General features: G+C 48.3%; 5 protein-coding genes and 1 pseudogene. 3 read left to right on the top strand and 3 right to left on the bottom strand.

Translation table 11 applies throughout. From position 1 onward, the window contains the following. On the top strand, nucleotides 1–465 hold a 465-nt coding region (locus tag B3180_RS12905; RefSeq protein ID WP_286844965.1), incomplete at its 5' end, for a TrkA C-terminal domain-containing protein. On the opposite strand, the gene B3180_RS12900 is transcribed toward B3180_RS12905, so the two are convergent. Genes B3180_RS12900 through B3180_RS12890 form a run of 3 tightly spaced genes read right to left on the bottom strand, consistent with a single transcriptional unit; the run spans nucleotide 462 to nucleotide 4,391 of the window. After that, complete coding sequence (locus B3180_RS12900; protein WP_054488926.1) at nucleotides 462–1,079, bottom strand: YigZ family protein; 618 nt, start codon at nucleotides 1,077–1,079, stop codon at nucleotides 462–464. The two genes, B3180_RS12905 and B3180_RS12900, sit on opposite strands and share 4 nt — an antisense overlap. Next, nucleotides 1,072–2,430, bottom strand: coding sequence for a Xaa-Pro dipeptidase (pepQ, locus tag B3180_RS12895; protein WP_278358507.1), 1,359 nt, complete (start codon nucleotides 2,428–2,430; stop codon nucleotides 1,072–1,074). The genes B3180_RS12900 and pepQ overlap by 8 nt, the downstream gene beginning before the upstream one ends. Nucleotides 2,431–2,441: 11 nt before the next feature. Continuing rightward, nucleotides 2,442–4,391, bottom strand: a complete 1,950-nt coding sequence (locus B3180_RS12890) for a transglycosylase SLT domain-containing protein (protein WP_271332029.1) — start codon at nucleotides 4,389–4,391, stop codon at nucleotides 2,442–2,444. 135 nt (nucleotides 4,392–4,526) lie between these two features. On the opposite strand from B3180_RS12890, the gene fadB reads away from it, so the two are divergent. Beyond that, nucleotides 4,527–6,683, top strand: a complete 2,157-nt coding sequence (gene fadB, locus B3180_RS12885; RefSeq protein WP_278358506.1) for a fatty acid oxidation complex subunit alpha FadB — start codon at nucleotides 4,527–4,529, stop codon at nucleotides 6,681–6,683. Nucleotides 6,684–6,703: 20 nt separating this feature from the next. Then, a pseudogene (fadA, locus tag B3180_RS12880) lies at nucleotides 6,704–7,072 on the top strand (acetyl-CoA C-acyltransferase); the annotation flags it as partial.

Here is a 7,072-nt window from a genome sequence, read left to right as displayed (position 1 = left end):
ACCAACGACGACGAAGCAAATATCATGTCGGCTATGTTGGCTAAGCGCATGGGTGCCCGCAAAACCATGGTACTGATTCAGCGCAGTGCTTACGTTGACCTGGTTCAGGGCGGTGAAATTGATATTGCTATATCGCCACAACGCGCCACCGTTTCAGCGTTACTCACCCACGTACGCCGTGGGGATATTGTGAATGTGTACTCGCTGCGTAAAGGCGCTGCTGAAGCCATTGAAGCCATTGCACATGGTGATGAAGACACCTCTAAGGTCGTCGGAAAGGCCATTAAAGACATTAAACTTCCGCCGGGTACCACTATTGGCGCCGTTGTTCGGGGGCATGAAGTACTCATGGCGCACAGCGAAACCATTATTCACTCGGACGACCACGTTATTCTGTTCTTGCTGGATAAAAAGTACATTGATCAGGTTGAGAAAGTCTTCCAGCCCAGCGCAATGTTCTTCTAATTAAGAGGCTTTAGCTGAACCCGGCCTCGGGTAGCGGCCTGTAGTTTTTTCTGCAGCGTCTCTACCTCTATGGGTCTTAATAACACAGTCAGCAACACACTCTCTCCGTATTCCGACGAGGCTGTTTCAACACCGGCTTCAAATAAAATAGGCTCTACATCGCCCTGGTCGGTATAGGCAAAGTGCAACTGAAACCCCTGTTTGAAAACCCGACGTTCTTTTTCAAGCTCCGCTAACGCAGTGACGGTCGCTTCCGTATAGGCTCGTTGAAGGCCTCCAGTCCCTAACTTTACGCCGCCAAAGTAGCGCACCACTATTGCCGTAACCTCCCCTACACCACTGCTTTGCAGTGCCATAAGCATGGGCCTTCCTGCCGTTCCGGAAGGCTCTCCGTCATCACTGGAGGCTAAACGTTGGCTATTATTCGGAGCAGAAAACACGGAGGCTGAACAGTAGTGCGAAGCTTTTGGCCACCTTCTTTGTACTTCAGTTAAAAATTCAGCGGCGCTGACTTCATTGTCGGTATGCGCAAGGCAGGCGATAAAACGACTGCCTTTTATCTCTATTTCAACTTCAGCTTCAGAGACCGGAATATCGTAATCTTGATCATGCAAGACGGGTAACCTTTTTCACGTAAGCATCCAAAGACGTTTGTCGCGTAAGGTTATCATTTCGTTCCCGATAGATAACAATGTTATCTTCAATCCGTACACCGCCAAATGGCCGAAACTCATCCACCCTCTTCCAATTAATAACGTGCTTATTGCGAGAACTCGCCAGCTTTTGCAGTAAAGGCTCAATAAAGTAAATACCGGGTTCAATGGTATACACCTGCCGCGGCTCGACAGTACGGGTTGTTTTTAATGTAAGGTGGCCTGTTGGCGACGGTATGGGGGTTCCCCGCTCGTCAGCCTGAGCAGCGCCAACGTCGTGCACTTGCAGTCCTAGAGGGTGGCCCAGGCCATGCGGGAAAAACACGCTCGTTATGCCGTCTTCAATCATTTGCTCGGGACTGCAACTGACAAAACCAAAGGCAAAAAGCACGTTAGCAATTTGCTCGTGAGCCAACTGATGTAATACAGGAAACTCCATACCTGGCTTCATTTTATCAATAAGCGCTAACGTAATTTGGTCAAGAGCCGCTATCAGCTCTTCATACTCATTATGCTCTGCCGACCAAGTCCGGCTAATATCGGCAGCGTAACCGCAAACCTCAGCGCCGGCATCAACCAACATCGACTTTAACGACACTTGTGATTTTTTATCCGGTAACCAATGGTGTAAAACACTCGCGTTCTTATTTTGTCCAATAATATGATTGTACGGTACTTCATTCTGCCCTTGCCGTGTCGCCGCCATATAATTCAACAGGCAATCAAACTCGGAGTCGCCTTTAAAAAAGGCCTCTGCCGCGGCAATATGTCCTTCTGCGGCAATATGGTTGGCTTGCGCTAAGCAGGCTATTTCATAGTCTGTTTTGAACAAACGATGATAATGAAAGAAGTGAAGAACCGGGTCTGGGTTGATGTTCTCAAAGCCTAGCGCTTTTGCTACTTCAATATGTTCACCCAGGTAGGCGGCGTTTTTCTTATCATAAGGTAAGAGCTTTTCTATAGCCTCAGGCGAACTGATGTGTTCCACGTGGAACTCTTCTAGCCAGGGTTCACTTTCTAAATTTGCTGTTGTATGCCAAAAGTCCGGAGCATTGAGCAGAACGAGCGTTGGACGGGTCTCGGGTTTTATAATGACCCAGGCATTAGGAAGCTGCGTTTCCGGACACCAAGCCTTGAAATGAGGATTCGCACGAAAAGGATAATTCATGTCATCCAAAAACCAGCGCTTTTGCTGGCCTGAGTGTATTGCGAGTAAATCTAAATTTTCTCGTTTGCAGAGTCGCTCCGCACGGGTTTGAAGCTGCTTTATATGGTCAGGAAATAACGGCCACAAATCTGCTGTCGCAGTCATATTGAATCGCCTTATTCAGTCTCAACAATGGTCATATCAACAACTTGCTCAAACAAATTATCCTCGTTACCACCTAACATCCTATAAATTTGTTGGTAACTCAATACCGCTTTTACATAATCTCGGGTTTCATGGTAAGGGATGGTTTCAACCCACTCATCGGCATAAACAGGCTCTTCTGGTAGCCACTCTCTCACACGGTAGTATCCTGCATTATAGCTTGCCGTAGCTAATAGCCAGTTATTCTCAAACCGATGTTTCAGGCGACTCAAGTAATGAGTTCCTAATCGCACATTGACCGACGGGTCATTTAAACGACGCCAACTGTTGTTTTTGGTATCCAGTTGTTTGGCGGTGCCGGGCAGTATTTGCATTAAGCCTCTGGCGCCCGCGCTGGAATAAGCATCATGCCGGAAGTTGCTTTCTCGCCGGGTAATGGCTAAAGCCCAGTTTTCATCTATTCCTGCGGCCTGTGATGCCCTTCCTAATATGTCTTTATAAGCTAATGGGAAACGAATGCCCACGGCGTCAAAATGACCAATTTGCGCTAATGTCCATATGGCTTGATCATGCCACCCCCACTCGCTGGCAAGATACGCTGCGACCTTTTGCTCTTCGCCATCGAGTTGAGTTAATAAGTGATTCCACTCTCTCCTTGCGTCCACCCAGCGCTCAAGCTGAATAAGCTCGTATGCACGCTGGACACTCGGATGGTTCCGGATCTGTTCAAGCTGAACCACACTCACCTCAAGCTTTTCGTGCTCAAGGCTAACCGGTTTCTGTAACCTTGCAGAGGCTAGAAAGCCGTAATAATGGCGTTCGTCGGATAAGTCTTCGTAGAGTTGCTGAGCAACTAACGCATTCCCGGTAATTTCCTGCGTACGCGCAAGCCAGTAACGCCACTGATTCCCTTGCCGAATAGCAACGGGGAGACTTTGAATAGCATCACGCAGACCTTCGTAATCTTTGTCTTTAAGGTAAATAGCTAAACGCCACTGAAGAACTCGCTCATTGAGCGCATTAACCGGAACACGGTCATGCCAGACGCGCGCTTCCGGATGAGACTTCAAACTTAGCGCAACCGCAAACTCTTCTGCTATGCGTTCTTCCTGCGCCTCTGAAAAGGGTAGCTCGGGCTTCAGTTTTTTATAACTGCGCAGGGCAATATTTTCATCTCGCCAAATAAGCTTTGTCAGTGCAAAAGTCGTTATCTGGGCTTCTTTTTCAGGGTAACGTCCCTTAAACCAGGAACCGTCTTCAATGGCCGCCGGTGAATAGCGCACTTTATGATAAAACTCACCCAGATATTGCTGTAACTCCGGTAATAACCCTGTGAGGTAAGGCAGTAACGTTGGGTTACCGCGTTCAGCTGCCATCTTCAGTCTATTCCAAACTTTCTCATCAGTACGTCCGTCAAGGCTTTCCCATTCCTTCAAAATGGGATCACAGGCTGAAGGAAGTGAAAAACCGTGTTCCCAAATAGCATCAACCTGGCGACGGAAAGGCCCGTCCCCCAAACCTTTTTCTCGTTGCGCTTCAATAAACTGACAACGGTGAGTCAAAGTGCCCGGATGCCGAAAGTCGCGAATAAAGCGTGCATGCTCTTCTTGCCCTGCCAGGTAAGTAAGCCACGGCTGCCTTAGCTGCCAGTCGAGTGGTGTGTTGTCATACTTTTCCAGAAAAGCCAAAACCCGGTCTTCATTAGCCAAATAGCCTACTTGCTCCAGCCTTGTCAGTTCCAGATACGGAACGAGCGGGTAGCCCTCCAGCTTCTGTAATAACTGACGGTATTCATTCAGACGACCACGCTTAGCGGCGTATTCTGCTTTTTTGAATAGCTCACGCTGCTGCTCCCGTTGTTCACTATCAACAGGTTCAGATTGGGCTGCACCACTACTAAACAGCGATAACGCGAAAAACAATGGTGCACTGTAACGTATGATAAACGACTGCTTTTTCATTAATTCAAACGCATGTTTAAATAACCGTTGAAAAATTGGCGTATTCGCGCCAAACTCTCTCTACCTTAACCCAAAGCTATAGCAGAATCAGTTTCTTTATAGCAACAAATTAATGGAAGTCGTGGGAGACCCAAGATGATCTATCAAGGTGAAAGCATTCGGGTCGATTTTATCGAACCAGGTTTCGCAGAATTACAATTTGATGCGAAAGGCTCGGTTAATAAATTCGACCAGGCAACATTAGAAGAATTCAGTGAAGCACTGACAAAATTACAAAACACTGACGATTTACGTGGCGTCATTGTCACCAGTAGCAAGTCGACCTTTATTGTAGGCGCTGACATTACTGAGTTCCTGACACTATTCTCTGATCAGGAAAAAACCCGCAGCTGGGTCGCAAAAGCATCACGCGTATTTGACCAACTGGAAGACCTGCCGGTACCCACCGTTGGTGCGGTTAAAGGCTTCGCGTTAGGCGGCGGCTGTGAGGCACTATTAGCCTGTGACTACCGTGTAGCGGATACCACAGCAACTATCGGCCTGCCTGAAGTTAAACTGGGTCTTATCCCGGGCTTTGGCGGTACTATGCGTTTACCTCGCGTTATTGGTCCTGATAACGCTTTAGAGTGGATCACCACAGGTAAAAACAACAAAGCAGAAGACGCGCTTAAAGTTGGCGCAATTGATGCGATTGTTGAGCCAGAGAACCTGACAAAAGCGGCGTTGAATTTAGCGAAAGCTGCCGCTGCCGGCGAGCAAGACTGGAAAGCCAAGCGTCAGCCTAAGTTAGAGCCGTTAAAAGCCAACGACACCGAGTTGATGATGACTCTGGTTACCGCTAAAGGTTTAATTGCAGCCAAAGCCGGTAAACACTACCCGGCACCGCACAAGGCGTTAGAAGCAATTGAAAACGGCGCACGCGAACACCGTGAAGGCGCATTAAAAGCTGAAAACAACGCATTTTTCGATCTGACCCAAACTGAAGCGTGTCAGGCACAGGTTGGTATCTTCCTGGCGGACCAGGCGGTTAAAAGTAAGTCTAAGAAGTACGCCAAAGCAGCAACCAAAGAAATCAAAACAGCGGGTGTTTTAGGCGCAGGTATTATGGGCGGCGGTATCGCTTACCAGTCTGCCCTTAAAGGCGTACCGGCTGTAATGAAAGACATTAAGCAAGACGCTTTAGATTTGGGCATGAAAGAAGCTGGCAAGATCCTGAAAAAAGGTGTTGAGCGCGGTAAGGTGAACAACGAGAAGATGATTAAAATCTTATCTTCTATTACACCTACGCTGCTGAACGATGCCGTTAAAGACGTCGACATTGTGGTTGAAGCCGTTGTTGAGAACCCGAAAGTGAAAGGTTCGGTATTGGCGGAAATTGAAGGTGTCATTGGTGATGACGCAATTCTTACCTCTAACACCTCGACCATTTCTATTACAGAGCTCGCTAAAAACCTGAAGCGTCCTGAAAAATTCTGCGGTATGCACTTCTTTAACCCGGTACATAAAATGCCGCTGGTTGAGATTATTCGTGGCGAGAAAACTTCAGATGACACTGTTAATGCCGTAGTAGCCTATGCATTGAAACTGGGCAAAACCCCTATCGTTGTTAACGACTGCCCGGGCTTCTTAGTGAACCGCGTATTGTTCCCTTACCTGGCAGGCTTTGCCGGTATGGTTGATGAAGGCGTTGATTTCGTCGGCATCGACAAGGTTATGGAGAAGCAGTTCGGCTGGCCTATGGGTCCTGCGTACTTGAGCGACGTTGTCGGCATCGACACGGCGGATCATTGTACCGTTGTTATGGAAGCAGGCTTCCCGACCCGCATGAAACGCGACGAGTCCAGCGCCATTGCTAAGCTGGCAGCCGCTGAGCGTTACGGTCAGAAAAACGGTAAAGGCTTCTATGTTTACGGCACCGACAAAAAAGGTAAGCCAACCAAAGAAGCTGATCCGGCGACTTATGAGTTACTAGGCTGTGAACAAGGCAAAAAGCTGGACGCAGATGAAGTCATTGCTCGCTGCATGATCCCAATGGTGAACGAAGTGGTTCGCTGTCTGGAAGAAGACATTGTGGGCTCTGCTGCCGAAGCAGACATGGCGTTGCTTTATGGCTTAGGCTTCCCTCCATTCCGAGGCGGCCCTTTCCGTTATTTGGAAACGCTTGGCATGGACAACTTTATTCAACTGGCAGACAAGTACGCGCACCTGGGTGAAATTTATCAGGTTACCGACGGCATGCGCGAAATGGCTAAAGCCGGTAAATCTTACTTTGACACAACCAGCGCGAAGTAAGGCTTGAGGAGGTTATTAAAATGAAAGACATCGTCATTGTAGATTGTATTCGTACGCCAATGGGGCGTTCAAAAAATGGTGTTTTCCGCCATACTCGTGCCGAAGACCTCTCAGCTGCGCTGATGAAGGGCTTACTTGAGCGTAACCCGGAAGTTGACCCGGAAGAACTGGAAGACATTTACTGGGGTTGTGTACAGCAAACCTTAGAACAAGGTTTCAACATTGCGCGTAACTCAGCGTTAATTGCCGGCATTCCTCATAAGGTGGCTGGCGTTACCGTTAACCGTCTGTGTGGCTCATCCATGCAGGCGTTGCACGACGCTACCCGCGCTATTATGAACGGCGACGGCGAAATCTTTATGGCCGGTGGTGTTGAGCACATGGGTCAC

It is taken from the genome of Idiomarina sp. UBA4206, assembly GCF_002383015.1.
Taxonomy (GTDB): domain Bacteria; phylum Pseudomonadota; class Gammaproteobacteria; order Enterobacterales; family Alteromonadaceae; genus Idiomarina; species Idiomarina abyssalis.
Note: the sequence above shows the minus strand (reverse complement) of the source record. Positions and strands in the feature narration are given on the sequence as shown.